The organism is Pseudomonas sp. R4-34-07 (assembly GCF_003852375.1).
In the GTDB taxonomy this organism is placed as follows: domain Bacteria; phylum Pseudomonadota; class Gammaproteobacteria; order Pseudomonadales; family Pseudomonadaceae; genus Aquipseudomonas.
Genome location: NZ_CP027760.1, coordinates 5219524 through 5237129, shown reverse-complemented (window position 1 = coordinate 5237129; position 17606 = coordinate 5219524). Strand labels below are relative to the sequence as shown.

19 protein-coding genes are annotated in these 17606 nt (G+C 60.2%); 11 read left to right on the top strand and 8 right to left on the bottom strand.

Going from position 1 to position 17606, the window contains the following annotated elements:
- Nucleotides 1-28: 28 nt before the first annotated feature.
- The 11 genes from nrdR to C4J85_RS24050 all read left to right on the top strand — a co-directional run bounded on the left by nrdR (nucleotide 29) and on the right by C4J85_RS24050 (nucleotide 8204).
- Nucleotides 29-493 (top strand): transcriptional regulator NrdR, encoded by a 465-nt coding sequence (gene nrdR / locus C4J85_RS24100; protein ID WP_124364590.1) that lies wholly within the window; start codon nucleotides 29-31, stop codon nucleotides 491-493.
- Nucleotides 490-1617: a bifunctional diaminohydroxyphosphoribosylaminopyrimidine deaminase/5-amino-6-(5-phosphoribosylamino)uracil reductase RibD gene (gene ribD, locus C4J85_RS24095; protein ID WP_124405409.1), complete on the top strand. Its 1128-nt coding sequence runs from the start codon at nucleotides 490-492 to the stop codon at nucleotides 1615-1617. Before nrdR ends, ribD begins: the two co-directional genes overlap by 4 nt.
- A 48-nt stretch (nucleotides 1618-1665) precedes the next feature.
- Nucleotides 1666-2328, top strand: coding sequence for a riboflavin synthase (locus C4J85_RS24090; protein WP_124368509.1), 663 nt, complete (start codon nucleotides 1666-1668; stop codon nucleotides 2326-2328).
- A 15-nt stretch (nucleotides 2329-2343) separates the two neighbouring features.
- A complete protein-coding gene (ribBA, locus tag C4J85_RS24085; protein ID WP_124408297.1) occupies nucleotides 2344-3435 on the top strand; it encodes a bifunctional 3,4-dihydroxy-2-butanone-4-phosphate synthase/GTP cyclohydrolase II in 1092 nt (363 codons plus the stop codon).
- Nucleotides 3436-3523: 88 nt separating this feature from the next.
- Nucleotides 3524-4000 (top strand): 6,7-dimethyl-8-ribityllumazine synthase, encoded by a 477-nt coding sequence (gene ribE / locus C4J85_RS24080; RefSeq protein WP_122539990.1) that lies wholly within the window; start codon nucleotides 3524-3526, stop codon nucleotides 3998-4000.
- Nucleotides 3997-4497, top strand: a complete 501-nt coding sequence (gene nusB, locus C4J85_RS24075) for a transcription antitermination factor NusB (protein WP_101273191.1) — start codon at nucleotides 3997-3999, stop codon at nucleotides 4495-4497. Before ribE ends, nusB begins: the two co-directional genes overlap by 4 nt.
- Nucleotides 4498-4513: 16 nt before the next feature.
- Nucleotides 4514-5479, top strand: a complete 966-nt coding sequence (thiL, locus tag C4J85_RS24070) for a thiamine-phosphate kinase (protein WP_124411230.1) — start codon at nucleotides 4514-4516, stop codon at nucleotides 5477-5479.
- Between the two features lie 54 nt (nucleotides 5480-5533).
- Nucleotides 5534-6259, top strand: coding sequence for an ABC transporter substrate-binding protein (locus C4J85_RS24065; RefSeq protein ID WP_124410884.1), 726 nt, complete (start codon nucleotides 5534-5536; stop codon nucleotides 6257-6259).
- 129 nt (nucleotides 6260-6388) lie between these two features.
- Entirely contained in the window at nucleotides 6389-7006 is a 618-nt protein-coding gene (gene ribA, locus C4J85_RS24060; RefSeq protein WP_057724861.1) for a GTP cyclohydrolase II, read from the top strand.
- Nucleotides 7003-7422: a nuclear FMR1 interacting 1 family protein gene (locus tag C4J85_RS24055; protein ID WP_124364584.1), complete on the top strand. Its 420-nt coding sequence runs from the start codon at nucleotides 7003-7005 to the stop codon at nucleotides 7420-7422. Before ribA ends, C4J85_RS24055 begins: the two co-directional genes overlap by 4 nt.
- On the top strand, nucleotides 7419-8204 hold the full coding sequence (locus C4J85_RS24050; protein WP_124410883.1) for a cobalamin-binding protein: 786 nt from the start codon (nucleotides 7419-7421) through the stop codon (nucleotides 8202-8204). Before C4J85_RS24055 ends, C4J85_RS24050 begins: the two co-directional genes overlap by 4 nt.
- Before the next feature lie 191 nt (nucleotides 8205-8395).
- Here the strand turns inward: C4J85_RS24050 and C4J85_RS24045 are convergent, their stop codons facing one another.
- The 8 genes from C4J85_RS24045 to C4J85_RS24010 form a co-directional block, all read right to left on the bottom strand.
- On the bottom strand, nucleotides 8396-9529 hold the full coding sequence (locus C4J85_RS24045) for an IS4 family transposase (protein WP_124370322.1): 1134 nt from the start codon (nucleotides 9527-9529) through the stop codon (nucleotides 8396-8398).
- Nucleotides 9530-9622: 93 nt separating this feature from the next.
- Nucleotides 9623-11515 carry a TonB-dependent receptor domain-containing protein gene (locus C4J85_RS24040; protein ID WP_124410882.1) on the bottom strand — a complete coding sequence of 631 codons (1893 nt, stop codon included), beginning with the start codon at nucleotides 11513-11515 and terminating at the stop codon, nucleotides 9623-9625.
- Between the two features lie 137 nt (nucleotides 11516-11652).
- Nucleotides 11653-13551, bottom strand: a complete 1899-nt coding sequence (gene dxs / locus C4J85_RS24035) for a 1-deoxy-D-xylulose-5-phosphate synthase (RefSeq protein ID WP_124410881.1) — start codon at nucleotides 13549-13551, stop codon at nucleotides 11653-11655.
- A 110-nt stretch (nucleotides 13552-13661) separates the two neighbouring features.
- On the bottom strand, nucleotides 13662-14549 hold the full coding sequence (locus tag C4J85_RS24030) for a polyprenyl synthetase family protein (RefSeq protein ID WP_124368503.1): 888 nt from the start codon (nucleotides 14547-14549) through the stop codon (nucleotides 13662-13664).
- Nucleotides 14546-14788: an exodeoxyribonuclease VII small subunit gene (locus C4J85_RS24025; protein ID WP_003176346.1), complete on the bottom strand. Its 243-nt coding sequence runs from the start codon at nucleotides 14786-14788 to the stop codon at nucleotides 14546-14548. Before C4J85_RS24025 ends, C4J85_RS24030 begins: the two co-directional genes overlap by 4 nt.
- A 75-nt stretch (nucleotides 14789-14863) precedes the next feature.
- Complete coding sequence (locus tag C4J85_RS24020; RefSeq protein ID WP_124410880.1) at nucleotides 14864-16003, bottom strand: Fic family protein; 1140 nt, start codon at nucleotides 16001-16003, stop codon at nucleotides 14864-14866.
- 524 nt (nucleotides 16004-16527) lie between these two features.
- Nucleotides 16528-16860 carry a hypothetical protein gene (locus C4J85_RS24015; RefSeq protein ID WP_124410879.1) on the bottom strand — a complete coding sequence of 111 codons (333 nt, stop codon included), beginning with the start codon at nucleotides 16858-16860 and terminating at the stop codon, nucleotides 16528-16530.
- A gap of 87 nt (nucleotides 16861-16947) precedes the next feature.
- Nucleotides 16948-17604: a hypothetical protein gene (locus C4J85_RS24010; protein ID WP_124410878.1), complete on the bottom strand. Its 657-nt coding sequence runs from the start codon at nucleotides 17602-17604 to the stop codon at nucleotides 16948-16950.
- Between the last annotated feature and the right edge of the window lie 2 nt (nucleotides 17605-17606).

Genomic DNA, 17606 nt, shown 5'->3' with positions numbered 1-17606 from the left:
CCCTCCCATTTTTTGTTGCCTGCCAACCATGCACTGTCCCTTCTGCGGTGCCAACGACACCAAGGTCATCGACTCGCGTCTGGTCGCCGAGGGCGACCAAGTGCGTCGCCGGCGCGAATGCCTGGCCTGCGGTGAGCGTTTCACCACCTTCGAAACCGCCGAACTGGTATTGCCACGTCTGATCAAGTCCGACGGCAGCCGCCAGCCTTTTGACGAAGAAAAACTGCGCGCCGGTATGCAGCGCGCCCTGGAAAAACGCCCGGTGAGTGTCGAGCGGCTGGAAGCGGCGCTGGCGCATATCAAGCACAAGTTGCGCGCGACCGGCGAGCGCGAGGTCAAGAGCCTGGTGGTGGGCGAGTTGGTGATGGGTGAGCTGCAAAAGCTCGATGAAGTCGCCTATATCCGTTTCGCCTCGGTGTATCGACGCTTCCAGGACCTCAATGAGTTCCGCGAAGAAATCGACCGCCTGGCCCGTGAGCCTTCCAAACAATGACCGCTGAACAGGCTGTGCTCGACGCCCATTACATGGCCCGCGCCCTCGAATTGGCGCGCAAGGGCCTGTACACCACCCATCCCAACCCACGGGTGGGCTGCGTGATCGTGCGCGATGGGCAGATTGTCGGCGAAGGCTGGCATGAGCGCACCGGCGAGCCCCATGCCGAACCTAATGCCTTGCGCGCCGCCGGTGACAAGGCACGTGGCGCTACGGTGTACGTGACCCTCGAGCCGTGCAGCCACCACGGCCGCACGCCGCCCTGCGCCGATGCGCTGGTGAGCGCCGGTGTGGCGCGGGTAGTGGCCGGCATGCAGGACCCCAACCCGGAAGTGGCGGGGCGCGGCATGCAGCGCCTGGCCCAGGCAGGGATCGAGATTCGTAGCGGCGTGCTGGAATCTGAAGCGCGCGCGCTGAACCCTGGCTTTCTCAAGCGCATGGAACAGGGCCTGCCGTTTGTGCGGGTCAAACTGGCGATGAGCCTGGACGGGCGCACCGCGATGGCCAGCGGCGAAAGCCAATGGATCACCGGCCCTGCCGCCCGCGCCGCCGTCCAGCGCCTGCGTGCCGAAGCGAGTGTGGTGCTGACCGGCGCCGATACGGTGCTGGCCGACGGCGCGCGCCTGACCGTGCGCGCCGCCGAGCTGGGCCTGGATGCACACACCACCGCCCTGGCCATGTCGCGTCCGCCGCTGCGCGTATTGATCGACGGTCGCCTGCGCGTGCCGCTCAATGCACCTTTCTTCAAGGCTGGCCCGGCGTTGGTCATCACGTGCGTGACCGCGGAAAACCAGTTTCCCCGTGGCCCCGAGTGCCTGGTGGTGCCGGGCGTGGAGGGCCAGGTCGACCTGCGCTCAGCGTTGGTGGCACTGGCCGCCCGTGGCGTCAACGACGTGCTGGTGGAAGCGGGCCCAAGCCTGGCGGGCGCGTTTGCCCAGCAGGGCCTGGTCGACGAATACGTGATTTTCGTCGCCGGCAAGTTCCTCGGCTCCGCCGCCCGGCCGTTGCTGGACTGGCCGCTTGAGAAACTCGTCGACGCCCCCCACCTCAAGATCACTGACATGCGCGCGGTTGGCGACGACTGGCGAATCACCGCCGTCCCGCTGCCGGCAGCGAGCGTATAATTCCCGGCCTGCGCGCAAGCGTCAGCCCCCCGTTTTCAGGAGCACGACATGTTCACCGGCATTATCGAAGCCATCGGCAGCATCCGCGCCATGACCCCCAAGGGCGGCGACATCCGCCTGCTGGTTGAAACCGGCAAGCTCGATCTGGGCGACGTCAAGCTGGGCGACAGCATCGCCGTCAGCGGTGTGTGCCTGACCGTCGTCGAGCTGCCGGGCAATGGCTTTGCCGCCGATGTCAGCCGCGAGACCCTGGACTGCACCGCGATGAGCGATCTTGCGGCCGGCAGCCCGGTCAACCTGGAAAAAGCCCTGACGCCGACCACACGCCTGGGCGGCCACCTGGTCAGCGGCCATGTCGATGGCGTCGGCGAAGTCGTGGCGCGCAGCGAAAACGCACGCGCCGTGGAATTTCGTATTCGCGCGCCGAAGGAGCTGGCCAAGTACATCGCCCACAAAGGCTCGATCACCGTCGACGGCACCAGCCTGACCGTGAACGCCGTCAATGGCGCCGAATTCGAACTGACCATCATTCCCCACACCCTCAGCGAAACCATCATGGCCGCCTACCAGCCAGGCCGCCGGGTGAACCTGGAAGTGGACTTGCTTGCCCGTTACCTGGAGCGCCTGTTGCTCGGCGAAAAGGCCGCAGAGCCTGCATCGGGTAACATCACCGAAAGTTTTCTGGCCGCTAACGGCTACCTGAAATCCTGACCAAGGGGGTGCCGCGTGGCGCTCAATAGCATCGAAGAACTGGTTGAAGACATCCGCCAAGGCAAGATGGTCATCCTGATGGATGACGAAGATCGCGAGAATGAAGGCGACATCATCATGGCCGCCGAGGCCTGCCTGCCTGAGCACATCAACTTCATGGCCAAGCACGCCCGTGGGTTGATCTGCATGCCCATGAGCCGCGAACGCTGTGAGTTGCTCAAGCTGCCGTTGATGGCGCCGCGCAATGGCTCGGGTTTCGGCACCAAGTTCACCGTATCGATTGAAGCCACCACTGGCGTCACCACTGGCATCTCCGCCGCTGACCGCGCTCGCACCGTGCAGGCCGCCGCCGCCAAGGATGCCAAGGCCGAAGACATCGTCAGCCCGGGCCACATCTTCCCGCTGATGGCCCAACCGGGCGGTACCCTGGCCCGCGCCGGCCATACCGAAGCGGCCTGCGACCTGGCGCGCATGGCCGGGTTCGAGCCGAGCGGCGTCATCTGTGAAGTGATGAACGACGACGGCACCATGGCCCGTCGCAGCGAACTCGAAGCGTTCGCCGCCGAACACAACCTCAAGATCGGCACCATTGCCGATCTGATCCACTACCGCATGATCCACGAACGTACCGTTCAGCGGATTGCCGAGCAGCCGCTGGACAGCGAACTGGGCCAATTCAATTTGGTGACCTACCGTGATTCAGTGGAAGGCGACGTGCACATGGCCCTGACCCTGGGCAATATCTGCGCCGACGAGCCAACCTTGGTGCGCGTGCACAACATGGACCCGCTGCGCGACTTGCTGATGGTCAAGCAGCCCGGCCGCTGGAGCCTGCGCGCCGCCATGGCCGCGGTTTCCGAGGCGGGCAGTGGCGTGGTGCTGTTGCTTGGTCACCCGCTGGATGGCGACGTGTTGCTGGCGCATATCCGCGAAACGGCGGAGCGCGCGCCGGTGAAAAAACCGACCACCTACAGCATCGTCGGTGCCGGTTCGCAGATCCTGCGCGACCTCGGTGTGCGCAAAATGCGCCTGATGAGCGCACCGATGAAATTTAATGCGATATCCGGTTTCGATCTGGAAGTTGTAGAATACGTGCCCTCCGAATAAAGGCTGGCGATTTTTGCCCCTTGTTCGCGGTTAAATCATCACTGAGGGACGCACTTTTCGCGTCCCGGCTCTTTAAGAGATTTGTCGAATGACCCTGAAGACCATCGAAGGTACCTTCATCGCCCCCCAAGGCCGCTATGCCCTGGTGGTTGGCCGCTTCAACAGCTTCGTGGTTGAAAGCCTGGTAAGCGGTGCCGTTGACGCCCTGGTTCGCCACGGTGTGAGCGAGAGCGACATCACCATCATCCGTGCCCCTGGCGCCTTCGAAATTCCACTGGTTGCGCAAAAGGTTGCCCAGCAGGGTGAGTACGCGGCGATCATTGCCCTGGGCGCGGTCATTCGTGGCGGTACCCCGCACTTCGAATACGTGGCAGGCGAATGCACCAAGGGCCTGGCCCAGGTGTCCATGGAGTTCGGCGTGCCGGTCGCATTCGGCGTGCTGACCGTGGATTCCATCGAACAAGCCATCGAGCGCTCCGGCACCAAGGCCGGTAACAAAGGCGCTGAAGCTGCCCTGTCCGCCCTGGAAATGGTCAGCCTGCTGTCGCAGTTGGAGGCCAAGTGATTTCCGACGAGAGCGATCGTTTCAACCCTCGCGACGAGCGTCCAGCTGACGCCGGCAAACCGTCGAAAAGCGAAAAGCGTCGCGCGGCCCGTCAGCTCGCGACCCAGGCCCTGTACCAGCGCCACATGGCCGGTACGTCGCTGAACGAAATCGAAGCGCAATTTCGCGTCGACAACGATTTCACCTTCGCCGACCAGAGCTACTTCCACGACATCCTGCACGGTGTTCCGGCCAACCTGACCGAGATCGACGCCGCGCTGTCGCCATGCCTGGACCTGACCCTCGAAGAGCTGGACCCGGTTGAACTGGCCGTATTGCGCCTGTCCACCTGGGAACTGCTCAAGCGCGTCGACGTACCGTACCGCGTGGTGATCAACGAAGGCATCGAACTGGCGAAAGTCTACGGTTCGACCGACGGCCACAAGTTCGTCAACGGCGTGCTCGACAAGCTGGCTCCGCGCCTGCGTGAAGCCGAAGTGAAGGAACACAAGCGCTGATTTGCGCTTGAGTCCCGTGGGCGAGTTCGAGCTGATCCGCAACTACTTCGCCGCCGCGCCCTGTGCGCAAGGCGGCGAAGGCATTGCCCTGGGGATCGGCGACGACTGCGCCTTGCTCGCGCTCCCTGCCGGCGAGCAGTTGGCAGTCTCGACCGACACATTGGTGGCCGGCGTGCACTTTGCCGACCCGTCTGACCCGTTCCTGCTCGGCCAGCGCTCGCTGGCCGTGGCGGTGAGCGATTTGGCCGCCATGGGCGCCCACCCCCTCGCGTTTACCCTTGCCCTGACCACGCCGACCGTCGATGCCGACTGGTTGCAACGCTATGCCCAGGGTTTGAACGCCATGGCGCAACGCTGCGGCGTGGGCCTGGTGGGCGGCGATACCACGCGGGGGCCGCTGAGCCTGACCTTGACCGTGTTTGGCCGCGTGCCGGCCGGGCTTGCCTTGACGCGCAGCGGTGCGCGGCCGGGGGACCTGCTGTGCGTCGGTGGGGAGTTGGGCAATGCGGCCGGGGCCTTGCCGCTGGTATTGGGTCAGCGCAGCGCGGCAGCCGCCATCGCCGAACCGCTGCTCGCCCACTATTGGTCGCCGCAGCCGCAACTGGCGTTGGGCCTGGCCCTGCGCGGTAAAGCAACCTCGGCCATGGATATCTCCGACGGGTTATTGGCCGATTGCGGGCATATCGCCAGGGCATCGGCTGTCAGCCTGTTGATCGAGCGCGACACATTGCCGTTGTCGGCGGCATTGCTGGCGTTTGTCGGCAACGACGAGGCCCATGTGGCCGCGTTGAGTGGCGGCGACGACTATGTGCTGGTGTTCACGTTACCCCAGGCCGAACTGGCACCGCTGCGGGCCAGTGGCTGGCCGATCCATGTGATCGGACGGGCCGAAGCGGGGCAGGGCGTGACGCTGCTCGACAGCCACGGCCAGGACATTACCCCGGCAGTGCACGGCTATCAGCATTTCCGCGAGCTGCCGTAGCCGGCGCCCTGGGCTACCCTTCATATGAATATCTCCACGTAGGAAGCCGTCACTATGAGTGTGCGCCGCCGGTTGCTGATCATGCTGTGCGCCTTTACCGCTGTGCTCCAGGCGGATGAAGCCCCGGTGCCTGGCAAGATCATGCTGGCCAGCGAGGAGTGGAACGACTATACCGACAAAGATGGCAGCGGCCTGGCCTGGGACGTGTTGCGCCGGGTGTTTGAACCGGCAGGCGTCACCCTGCAAATCCACAGCGCGCCTTATACCCGCTCGATTGGCCTGGCCCAGCGTGGCGAGGTGGATGGCTGCGTCGGCTCCTATCGCGACGAAGCTGACCAGGTGCTGTACCCGCACTGGCCGTTCGACTCCGACCCTATCTATGCCCTCGGGCTGGCCACGTTGCCCACGCCGAACCTGGCGACCCTCGGTGATTACCGCCTCGCTTGGGTGCGTGGCTATAAATACGAGAAATATTTGCCGAATGTGCGCCGGTTCAACCAGATCCAGCGACGCAGCGGTATTTTAGCGATGCTGCAATACGGCCATGCAGACTTCTACATTGAGGCGCTCACCGAAGCCAAGTACGTGCTCAGTCAGGCCGACGACCCGTCCCGATTCACTCTCACCCACATCATGGAACTGCCGCTCTATATAGCCTTTGCCGATAACGAACGCGGGCGGGTATTGATGAAAGTCTACGACCGGCGCATGACTGCCTTGGTGAAAAGCGGCGAGTTGAAGCCGATTTTCGAACGCTGGAAACAGCCGTATCCGTTCTGACCTGCATAGAACCAAGCCGAAGGCCAATCGAACCTATTGATCTTTATCAGCGATCATTCAGCTTAAGCGTCTGTAGGAACAGGCTGTTACAATGCCCGCCTCTGTGAAATCTGAAATCAGGAGCACACGGTGCCCGTCGTTTTCGTCGCCGCTTCCAAGCTGCCTACTCCCTTTGCCACGTTCACCATGCATGGCTTTCTCGAAGAAGCCACCGGGCGCGAGCACGTTGTGCTCAGCCTGGGCGATATCGCTGATGGTGCGCCGGTGCTGGGCCGCGTGCATTCCGAATGCCTGACCGGCGACGCGCTGTTCAGCCAGCGCTGTGACTGCGGTTCGCAATTGGAAGCCGCGTTGCAGGCCATCGCCCGTGAAGGCCGTGGCGTTCTGCTGTACTTGCGACAGGAGGGCCGTGGCATCGGCCTGCTGAACAAGATCCGCGCCTATGAATTGCAAGATGGCGGCGCCGACACCGTGGAAGCCAACGAGCGCCTGGGCTTTGCCGCCGACCAGCGTGACTACGCCATCTGCCTGCCGATGCTCGAGCACCTGGGCGTGAAATCCCTGCGCCTGATGACCAACAACCCGCGCAAGGTCAAAGCCTTGACCGAAATGGGTATCACCGTGGCCGAGCGCGTCCCGCTGCACACCGGGCACAACCCGCACAACAAACTCTACTTGGCCACCAAAGCCAGCAAGCTCGACCACATGATGGGTAATGAGCATCAGGGCGAGGTCGACCGCGCGTGACCCGCGGCCAGGTGAAACGGCGACTGTCCTTCAACTGGTGGCAGTACCTGGCCCTGGCATTGCTGCCATTGTTTGTGATCAACCTGGTGTTCGGCCGCGCCGAGTCCCTGCTTCCCGTACTGGCCATGCCGTTGTTTATCGCCGGCGTGGCCTCGATGTTTCTCAGCCTGCGTTATTTTCACGCCTATAAACACGCGCTGATCGCCACCTCCAAAGCCCTCGACACCCCGGAAGAACCCGCCGCCTGGATCGCCCTCGCGGCACGCCGGCGCACGGCCTTGCTGGTAGCAGCGTTACCGGCCTGGATCGGCGCGCTGGCGGTGTTCGTCGGGCTGGAAGCGGTGCCGTTGTTCTTGCTGGCGCTGTCGACGATGGTGCTGTTTTACCTCTACCGCATACCGCGTCAGTTGGGATGAAGCGCTACGGGCTGGCGTTGCTGCTGGTATTCAGCGCCCAGGTGGTGGCGGTCGAGCGGGTGGTGAGCCTGGCGCCGTCGCTTTCCGAAATCGTGGTCGAGTTGGGTGCCGCTGACTTATTGGTCGGCGTGCTCGATGGCGGCGATCGTCCGGCGCAATTGGCAAGCGTGCCATCGGTCGGCCGCTACGGCCAGTTGGACATGGAACGCCTGCTCAGCCTCAAGCCCGATCTGATCCTGCTCTGGCCCGGCAGCATCGGCGCGGCCCAACGTGAGCAGTTGCAGCGCCTGAACCTGCCGGTGTACATAGCCGAGCCGCATAACCTTGAACAACTGACCGCTCAGGTCCAAGCCATTGCCGAGCAATTGGGGCGCGGGGAGGCCGGCCGAGTACTTGCCGACAAACTGCGCCAACGCCTCGCCGACCTGCGCCAGCGCTATCAGCGCGCCGAGCCGGTGCGGGTGTTTTACCAGGTATGGAACCAGCCGCTGTACACCGTGGGCGGTGGGCAGATCATCAGTGATGCGTTGACGGTGTGCGGGGCGCGTAACGTGTTCGACGACCTCACGCTGCCGGCGCCGCAGGTCAGTGTCGAATCAGTATTGCAGCGTGATCCCGAGCTGATTCTGGTGGGTGATCAGGCGCAACTGGACGCCTGGAAGGTCTGGCCAACGATGCTGGCGCGCGTGCGCTTGGTGCCGGACAAGGGCCTGGAACGGCCCAGCGGGCAGATGCTGGAAGCGCTGGCGCGGTTGTGTCAGGTGATTGCGCCGAATTTGTGAGGCCGCTATCGGGGGCAAGCCCCCATATGCGCTAACCAAACCTCCCTCCCCACAACTCGTCCTGCTGGCGTCCTCGTTTTCGTGGGGATTCACGCAGTGCCTGGCTGATATCTCCCCACTTCTCGATACACGTAAACAACGACAAGTGGGGATTGATCGCGCTGCAAAGTAGCCAGTAAATAAAGGCCATCTCACGCCAGTGACAACGGAGTGGCGGCACTTCCTTTTTCTGTCTCGTCTCCCTCGATAGGGGAAAAATGCTCGCCCGCTGCGATTAACCGCTCAATCAGGCAAGCCACTAATAATTTCCCTTGCAACCATGCTTTTGCGCCTTCCGGATTTTTCTTTCTGAGGTGGGATAACCCCAGCAATGACTTCATCCGCTTGAACGCCAACTCCACCTGCCAACGGTGCCGATAGAGAGCCAAAACCTCCTGCGTATCCAGGCAGTCCAAGGTTGTTACCAGCACCACGTAACCGGCCGCTTCCATCGTTTCAGGTTTCAATTGCTTCTGCTTTTTTTGCCCGACTCTCTTGAGCTTGCACTCGCTTTGCGATCGCTGCTCGTCGGTTTTTCGATAGGCGCACACACGTACTGCAATATCCCCCTTTGAACCTTTCATCACAGCTGCCCACTCGCCCGTTTGCCCTGGCTGCAAGGTCCGTAGTCGCGCCAGTTGCTCAAAAGGCGACCCTTGCTCATCGCTAAGCGGCAGGCTGCTCAGGTTCATTCGTACCAGGATGTCACCGCCTGCATTGAGTACATGATTGACTCCACGCCGGTTGGCAAACCCTCGATCCGCGATGAAAACATCGCCCTGCTGCACCGAAAACCGAGTCAACGATTCGCCTGTTTTGGACGGTGTCACTTGCACTTCACAGCAACGCAACGTGCTGATATCCATCGTGTAATGCAGCCGCCATGTTGAGGTGACCGCGCCAGGCTCCATTACGACACTGCCATCAGCAGCCAGTATTCGTCTCCCCAGCAGCGCCGGGCATTGCATGGCCGCGACCGGCGATTGTTGGATCAACTGCTCTGTGATCCAACCTAGCCAGGCCCCCGATTTGTTGACCCTCTTGAGAAGGCCCACGTCTGATAACTCCAGCAATTTCCCTGTACGCGCTCGCTCTACCGTTTCGACCATCGAGCAATCGGCGCTCATGTACATCAATAATGTGCGCAATAGACTCTCTGGCCCGCTGAATCGGCGACCGAACTTCAGGGCCCCCAGCTCTTTTGCCTTGGCTTCCCATCCAGGCGGTAGTAGTGCCAGGAGCTTGGGCCAGTCTTCATTCAGTTTTTGTGTTGGGTCTATTGTCACTGCTCTCGCATCCTAAAGAGTCAGACTTGATTATATCTTTTGGGGTTTGGTTAGCGCATATGGGGCAAGCCCCCTCCCACATTTTGTGCCGCCTCACATCTGCGGCGTCCACGTTACGCCGAACATCCAGACCCGGCCTTCTTCCCGGTAATCCTGATTGTTCAGGAACGCCGGATCGTTATAGCTGTAGCGCGCACGGGAATAGGCCTTGTCCAACAGGTTGTCGACCTTCAACGACAGCGACACCGCGTGGCTCAACGCCCAACTGCTGCGCAGGCCCAGCAAGGCGTACCCGCCCAGGCGATTACGGTTGGCTTCGTCATCGTAGCTGCTGCTGATCGCCTGCCAGCTTGCACCTACGCCGAACTTATCGAACTGCCGGTCCAGATCCAGGTTCACCGTGCGCCGTGCACGACGTGCCAAAGTATGGCCGCTGTCGCGATCACGCGGGTCGATCAGCGACACACCCAGGTTGCCCTGCCAGCCAAACAGGTCCTGTTTGAGCGCCGCTTCAAAACCATTGATCCGCGCCGAGGCGACGTTCTGCGGCTTGCCGCCGTCGAGGATGATCGCATCGCTCAGGTCGGTGCGGTACAGCGAGGCCTCGAGCCGGGTGCTGTCGGTTAACTGACTGCGCCATTGCAGCTCGTAACTCTTTGAGCGCTCAGGCTGCAGGTTGGGGTTGCTGTACTGCGTATCGGGGTAATACAGGTCGTTGAAGGTGGGCGCACGGAAGCCTTCGCTGTAGCTGAGCAACACATCGTTGTCCGGATTGATCGGCACCGTCAGCGTGCCACTCCAGCTGTTCTGGCCGCCGAACTGCTGGTTCTGGTCGCGGCGCAGGCCCAGTTCGGTGGAAAACCACTCACCCTGGAAACGGTGCTGCACAAAGGCGGCGCGGTTCCAGCGGCTGTCTTCGGTAAAGGTGGTGGAGCCGTGGAAGCGGTCTTCGTACCAGTCGCCACCGACGATCAAGCTGTTGCGGTCGTTCAGCGTCAGGTCGTTCTGCCAGTTGACCGAGTCGCGGTAGGTATTGAACACGCTGAAATCGTCGCTGAGGGTATCGCGCTTGGTGTCGCGGTTTTCGCTGTGGCCCAGTTCCAGGCGCGACTGCCAGCCTTCGCTGAGGGTGGCGTCGACATAGCCGCTGGCACTGCTGACGGTGTAGTCGGTGTAGGGTTTCTGACCGAGGCTTTGCCCGGTGGCGAAGTCATAGCGCCCGAAGCTGTTGTCGTACTCCGACTTGCCACGGTTATCCAATAGGTTGAAACCCACCTCCAGCTCGTCGCTGAACGAATGGCTGAGGTTCAGGCTCAGGGACCGGTTGCGGTAGGCATCGTGGTCGCCATCGCTGGGAAACGACTGATGGGTTGAATTGATGCCGGCGGTTTCATCCAGGCTTGCGCCCAGGTTGAAGCGCGTCTGTTCATCGCCGCCCGACAGGCCGAGGCTGCGTTGCCACGTCTGGTTGCTGCCAACGCCCAGCTTCAGGCGCGGTTGCAGGCCTTGCGCGGCGTTGCGCCGGGTAAACACCTGGATCACCCCGCCAATCGCATCGCTGCCGTAAATCACCGAACGTGAACCGCGCAGCACTTCCACGCGCTCGATCTGGTCGACGTTCAGGTATTGCAGGCCGCTGTCACCGGACGTGGTGTTGGCAATGCGCTGGCCGTCCACCAGCACCAGGCTTTGTGCAGACTTCGTGCCGCGAATGTAAATGCCCGGCAAGCTGCCACGGCCGCCGGTGGGCGCGACTTGTACGCCGGGCACACGGCTGAGCAGATCGGTCAGGCTGGAAGGTTGCAGGCGGTCGATATCGGCGCGGGTGAACACGGTGTTGGCGGCGCTGCTGTCATTGCGCGCCTGCACCTGGCGGTTGGCGCTGATGACCACGTCGGAGAGCTTCAGGGCCTGGTCACGGGTGTCGGCGAGCAGGTGCGAGGTTGGCAGAAGCAGCAGGGGCAGGGCGAGACGAAGATGTTTCATGGGCTACCCATGGCCTTTGAAGGTGACACAAATCAAATGTGGGAGGGGGCTTGCTCCCGATGGCGGTGGTTCAGTCATATATAAGTTGGCTGATCCACCACTATCGGGAGCAAGCCCCCTCCCACATTTGGATCCGGTTACTGATTCAGGAGCGCCAAGCGCTCGCGCACCGAGGCTTCGATACCGGCTTCATCCAACCCACATTCAGCCAGCATCTGCGCCGGTTTGGCGTGTTCGACGTACATATCCGGCAGGCCCAGGTGCAGCACCGACTTGAGGATATTCGCCCGCGCCAGGAACTCGCTGACCGCCGCGCCGGCACCGCCCATGATGGCGTTTTCTTCGACCGTCACCAGCAGCTCATGGCCAGCGGCAATCTCGCGCACCAACGCTTCATCCAGCGGTTTGACGAACCGCATGTCGACCACGGTGGCGTCGATCTTCTCGGCGACTTTCAGGGCTTCGGCCAGTTGCACACCGAACACCAGGAAGGCCGTCTTGCTGCCCCGGCGGCGCACGATGCCCTTGCCGATCTCGATAGGTTCCAGGTCTTTCTCGATGAGCGCATTCGGGCCATTCCCGCGCGGATAGCGCACGGCCGCCGGACCGTTGTACAGGTGGCCGGTGCTGAGCATCTTGCGCAGTTCGTTCTCGTCGCTGGGCGTCATCACCAGCATGCCGGGGATGCAGCGCAGGTAGGACAGATCGAAGCTGCCAGCGTGGGTCGGCCCGTCTTCGCCCACCAGGCCGGCGCGGTCGATGGCGAACAAGACGTCGAGGTTCTGCACCGCCACGTCATGCACCAGCTGGTCATAACCGCGTTGCAGGAAGGTGGAATAAATCGCCACCACCGGCTTGGCGCCTTCGCAGGCCATGCCGGCGGCGAAAGTCACCGCGTGCTGCTCGGCAATCGCCACATCGAAGTAACGCAGCGGGAAACGCTCGCTGAACGCCACCAGGTCGGAGCCTTCCTTCATCGCCGGGGTAATCCCCACCAGGCGCGGGTCGGCGGCGGCCATGTCGCACAGCCATTCGCCAAAGACACCGGAATACTTCGGCCCGCTGGCCTTTTTTGGCGCAGCGGCGGGGGCGTCCAGCGGTTCCAGCTTGGTGATCGCGTGGTAACCGATCGGGTCGACTTCCGCCGGCGCGAAGCCTTTGCCTTTTTTGGTGACGATATGCAGGAACTGCGGGCCCTTGAGGTCACGCATATTGCGCAGCGTGGCGATCAGGGTCGGCAGGTCATGGCCGTCTATAGGGCCGATGTAGTTCCAGCCCAATTCTTCGAACAGCGTGCCGGGCACCAGCATGCCCTTGGCATATTCTTCAGTACGACGGGCGATTTCCCACGCACCGGGCAGACGCGACAGCACTTTCTTGCTGCCTTCACGCATGCTGGCGTAAGTGCGGCTGGAGAGGATTTTAGCCAGGTAATTGGACAGGCCGCCGACGTTTCGCGAAATCGACATGTCGTTGTCGTTGAGGATCACCAGCATGTTGGCGTCCACTTCCGGCGCATGGTTCAACGCTTCGAAGGCCATGCCCGCAGTCAGCGCGCCATCACCGATCACCGCAATCGCCTTGCGATCGCTGTTTTGCAGGCGAGCGGCAATCGCCATGCCCAGCGCTGCGCTGATCGAGGTGCTGGAGTGGCCGACGCCAAAGGTGTCGTACTCGCTCTCGGAGCGACGCGGGAAGGCGGCGATACCGTCCTTCTGGCGCAGGCTGGCCATACGCTCGCGACGCCCGGTGAGGATTTTATGCGGATACGCCTGATGGCCCACGTCCCACACCAGCCGGTCGTCCGGGGTGTCGAATACGTAGTGCAAGGCGATGGTCAGCTCGATCACGCCCAGCCCGGCGCCGAAATGCCCACCGGTCTGGCCGACCGTGTAGAGCAATTCCAGGCGCAGTTCATCGGCCAGGGTTTCCAGCTCGGCTTCACCCAGTCGACGCAGGCCGTCCGGCGTGGCAGCGCGGTCGAGCAGGGGCGTGGACGGGCGCTTGCGGGGAATCTCTTGGAACGTCGTGGGCATCAGGCGAATCGTTATAGGTATAGAAGAGGCGGCAGTTTACCTCAAGCGTTGCAAACTGCCCACGCAGGGGCGCCAACTTGGCCGATATGCGGCGCTGATCGCCACGGTTATCAGTGGCGACGTTCGACGATATACCGCGCCAGGTCACGCAACGGCTCAGCCGCCGCGTCGAAAGGTCGCAGGGCGTCCAGGGCCTGGTCGCGCAGTTCCAGGGCATACGCCTTGGCAGCTGCAAGCCCGAGCAGCGCAGGATAGGTGGGCTTGTCCCGGGCGATATCGGCGCCTTGGCGTTTGCCGAGGGTTGCGGTGTCACTTTCCACGTCGAGAATGTCGTCCTGCACCTGGAACGCCAGGCCAACAGCCCGTGAATAGGCGTGCAGCGCCGCCAATTGCGCGGCTTCGGCCCGGCCACTGGCCAGGGCGCCGAGTTGTACTGCAGCCTCGATCAACGCGCCGGTCTTGTGGCGATGCATGTGTTCCAGGGCTGTTTGATCCAGCTTGAGGCTGACCGAACCCATGTCGATCGCCTGCCCGCCGACCATACCGGCCGGTCCCGCCGCCAGGGCCAGGGCGGTGACCATGCGCAGGCGGATCTCGGCATTCACGCGGCTCAAACGCGGGTCGAGCAACGCGCTGAACGCCAGGCTCTGCAGGCCATCACCGGCCAGGATCGCATAGGCTTCATCGAAGGCTTTATGGGTGGTCGGCTGGCCGCGACGCAAATCGTCATCATCCATCGCCGGCAGATCGTCGTGTACCAGGGAATAGGCGTGAATCAGTTCTACCGCACAGGCCGCGCCATTCGCGTCCTCGGCTGGCGCACCCAGCGCTTCACACGCCGCATACGCCAGCAACGGGCGCACGCGCTTGCCGCCATTCATCACGCTGTAGCGCATGGCGTCGTAAAGGCGCTTCATTTCCGGGCTTGGCGCAACAAACAAGGGCTCCAGCGCCGCATTCACCCGGGCTTGGCTACTGGCCTGATACGCATCGATCATTCGGGTTGTTCCGCATCGAAAGGTTCTTCGGCCAACTCCCCATCACGCTCAAGCAATACCTGCACTTTCTGCTCAGCCTGCGCCAACGCGCTCTGGCAGTCACGGGTCAGGCCGATGCCTTGCTCAAACGCCGTCAACGAGTCTTCCAGCGACAACTCGCCGTTCTCCAGACGCTCGACCAGGGTTTGCAGGTCGGCGAGGGATTGTTCGAAATCGAGTGCAACTTTTTTGCGGGCCATGGCGGCAATTCCGGTAGACGGTAAACCGGCGCGACACTAGCAGACATGGGGGATTGGGGCAAATGAACGGCGGTGTCATCCGCCTTCGGTATTGACCTGATAACGCGTGCTGCGACCGCTTCCGGGGAGACGGATCAGGCAGTTTTTTTCCAGCAAATCAGACAGATGGCGGGTGGCTGTCGCCTTGGACACTTTGGCGACTGCCTGGTACTGCGCGGCGCTGATCCCATGCTCAAAGCCTTTATCACCACCGTCGAGCAGACGATTGAGTACTTTGACCTGCTCGGCAGATAACGCAGCGCCGCGGTGTTGGTCCCAGAACCGGGTCTTGCTCAACACACGGTCTATCCGCGCCATCGCCTGCTGCAGGCTGCGTAACAATGTTCTCAGGAACCACTCCAGCCAATCTGTAATATCAAGTGTGGCCTTTTGGTTGGACTCCAGCGCTTTGTAGTAACCCGAGCGGTCGTCAAGGATACTGGCTGACATCGCATAAAAGCGTATCGCGTGATGGTCGCCCTGGGCCAAGGCCAAGTCAGTGATGGCGCGTGTCAGGCGACCATTACCGTCATCGAACGGGTGAAGTGTGACAAACCAGAAATGCGCAATGCCAGCGCGTATGAACGGGTCCAGTTCTGGTTGATGGCGGCTCAGTTCGAACCATTCAAGGAAGTCATCCAGCGCCTGCTCCAGCCCCTGGCGTGGCGGCGCCTCAAAGTGCACGGTCGGCCGGTCAAGACGCCCCGATACCACCTGCATAGGCTCATCCCCTCGCAACCCCCCGACCTTTATGCTTCGCGCGGTAAGGCCCGCTTCCGAAGTTGGGAACAGCAAATGGTGCCAATGCATTAAACGCGCGTACGTGAACGGCTGAGCGAATTGCTCGGTGGCATCCATCATCAGATCAGCGAGACCTTCACTTCTGCGGCTTACCTGGCCGGCTTTCGTGGCCTCCAGGCCTAACCGTCGCGCCAGGGAGGACCGCACCGAGCCGACATTCAGTTGCTCACCTTCAATAGCGGAGGAGGTCAGGATGTTTTGCAGCAGCGCGTCCAGTTCGTTCTGCGCGCTGGCTGCCTGACCAGCGGAGCCGAGCATGCCTAGGAGTTTGCCTTGGGAGTGACCGCAGTCGCGCAGCAAAGCAGCCAAGCGTCCGGGCTGCCAGTGGAAATGGGGCCAGTCGATGTGTTGCCAGATCCAGCGTGAATAATCCATGGGCGGGGGCCTGGGAGTAAGTCGAATGGAGAGGTTATTCGGCTCATATTGTGAGCCGATTGTGCTGGTTATTCGGCTCATCGTCTAGACTTGATCTGTGAGTGGCGTCGTGATGGTGATGAGGGACGGTTATTAACACCTCAGTGGAAACTGGCGTCGATTCTTTCAATCTTTAGTTTGATAAAGTGCTCATTGCATTCGGGATGAACGTAATGTATGTCCTCATCATGAAGTGATGTGAAAGTGACGAACATGTTATTACTCAAATATCCGTAGAGAACATAGGCGTAACCTCGACCTATCCGTTTTACCAAAGGTCGGCTGACCACTGTGCGCTCAATTTCGTAATCGTCGGAAAGGTTTAATGTCAGCTCCACGGCATACGTTTTTCCTACTTCTAGCTCGTAGGGGCAGTAGCTGATAAAGCAGTTTATGAACGTACCCTCAATGAGCAGTGTAACGTCTTCTTCAACATGTTTGTTGAGCGCTATAACTTCTGCTTTTTTTAAGTTTATATTCATTGTTTAAAAATAGAAAAAGACGCCAGTTTTTTTATCGATAGCTAATTTATTTAGATGGATTATTTTTTTTAGTAATTCGGGGTTTTCAGGTAATGATTTTTTTTCCAGTATTCTCAGCATTTCGGAAAGATCTTCGTGATTTTTAATATGTTCATCCTCGTAGTCATCGATAAGTTTTCTCAAGGAATTGTTGATTTCTTCGAATATTCCTGAGTTTTGAAGCTGTAGGTGTTCTGCGTTTGTGAGGATGAGTCTTGCCATTTGGTCGTCTGGGCAGGCGTTAATATCTAGCAAAGACATGGCCTTGTCAGTCAGCGGCGTGCACATTATTTTCATTGCTTATCCCTATGTGCTACTTTTTTTGCCCCGCTCTTATTAATCTGAGTCTTGTTGGTTGGGTATTATTTTCGACAAGGTTTCTGATTAGTCTGAGCGATTTGTATGGGTGTTGTTTATATAGTTGCAAATTTCGCTTTCTCGTAATTGGTTAAAATTGTGCTCAATAAGATTTAAGAGTGTGCGGCTTTCGCCGTTAGTTGCGTAAAAAAATTGAGCTGCTGCATGGGTTTCTGAGTCATAAAATCTGCATAGCATGGTGTCAAGTTGTGATCCCAAAAAAATACTTATTTTCTCTGGCGTGATGCGATCTTCAAAAATTTTCATTTTGTCCCAGAGTTGTTCTATATCAGTTCCGTTTTTTTCCATAATAATTAGTGTGCCGTGAGAGCCCTCCAGAGCTAGATTGTCTATATTTTTTGGGCTGCTCGGAAGGTTTCTAATGGTGCTATAAATATTACTTATTTCATTTTTTTTGAACAGGTCGCCAGAGTTCAATGTGCTGATTTTGTTTTTTTTGTATAAATATTCTTCAGTTCGTGAGTTGAATGTGGCGCCAGTGGCGGCGCGCCATTCTCTTTTTATACGCCACTCTACTAATGGCTCCATAATCTCGCACCATGATCGCCATAGATTGCTAAAGCTGTGGTTTATCAATGTCGTAGTAACGAATTTCACATCATTTGTAGGGCGTGCGCTTTCCCATGGTCTTATGCCGAATTCGCTTATGTATGCGGTTTTCATTT